This is a genomic window from Oleiphilus sp. HI0132 (assembly GCF_001635845.1).
The window spans coordinates 1-737 of the sequence record NZ_LWGJ01000194.1 but is presented as its reverse complement, the minus strand read 5'-3'; the positions used below and the strand labels follow the sequence as shown (position 1 = coordinate 737).

Sequence of the window (737 nt, the reverse complement as noted above, 5' to 3'; positions counted from 1 at the left end):
GGATTCGTAAAAATAGCGATCAGTTAACTTGGCTTCTTTGCATAAGCTCCTGACAGTTGAATTTCTAAAGCCGCAACATCCAAATAGTCTTAAGCCCGCATCTAAAAATTGTTGTTTTCTAAGTTTTTTCCGCTCAGCTAAAGATACCCCGCCATAGGTCCGTTCGGTCTTTTTATTTTCTTTAGAAGGTTCAGCAGAGGGCATTGGCGTTTTATTTCGTCCTGATTGAAGTGATTTTTAGTCCGGGTTGAGCCGTCTATTCTGCCGTGATTTGAAGTCGGATGTAAAGCGTGACCGTCAGTCAAAAAATATTTGACTACACCTGTAGTCAGAATATATGATGTTTTGAAGTTGCTTGTCGTCACAATTTATATCTCGTTAATCTTCGACTATGATGATGGCAAGCGCTAGACAATAAACATAAAAATTCAGTGAGCAAGGCAAGGTCTTGTGAGCGACTGGAGTGCTAAATGAAACAAGATTACCAAGTCATTATTATCGGTAGCGGATTCGGCGGACAGCTGGCAGCCATGAACCTAATCAAACGTGGCATTCAGGATTTTCTGATTCTGGAGCGGCGCGAATTTGTCGGTGGTACCTGGAGCCAAAATACCTACCCAGGCGCAGCCGTCGATGTTCCTTCTCCTTTGTATTCGATATCTTCAGAGCCTTACAATTGGTCGCAAATGTTCGCTGAACAAGACGAGCTAAGAGAGTACACCGAGCACATCATTTCC

2 protein-coding genes are annotated in these 737 nt (G+C 43.0%); one reads left to right on the top strand and one right to left on the bottom strand.

Annotation, left to right across the window (positions count from 1 at the left end):
- The coding region (locus tag A3766_RS31810; protein ID WP_231882817.1) for a TetR family transcriptional regulator at window positions 1–204 on the bottom strand (204 nt) is incomplete at its 3' end.
- 266 nt (window positions 205–470) lie between these two features.
- Here A3766_RS31810 and A3766_RS02420 point away from each other — a divergent pair.
- On the top strand, window positions 471–737 hold a 267-nt coding region (locus A3766_RS02420), incomplete at its 3' end, for an NAD(P)-binding protein (RefSeq protein ID WP_156508628.1).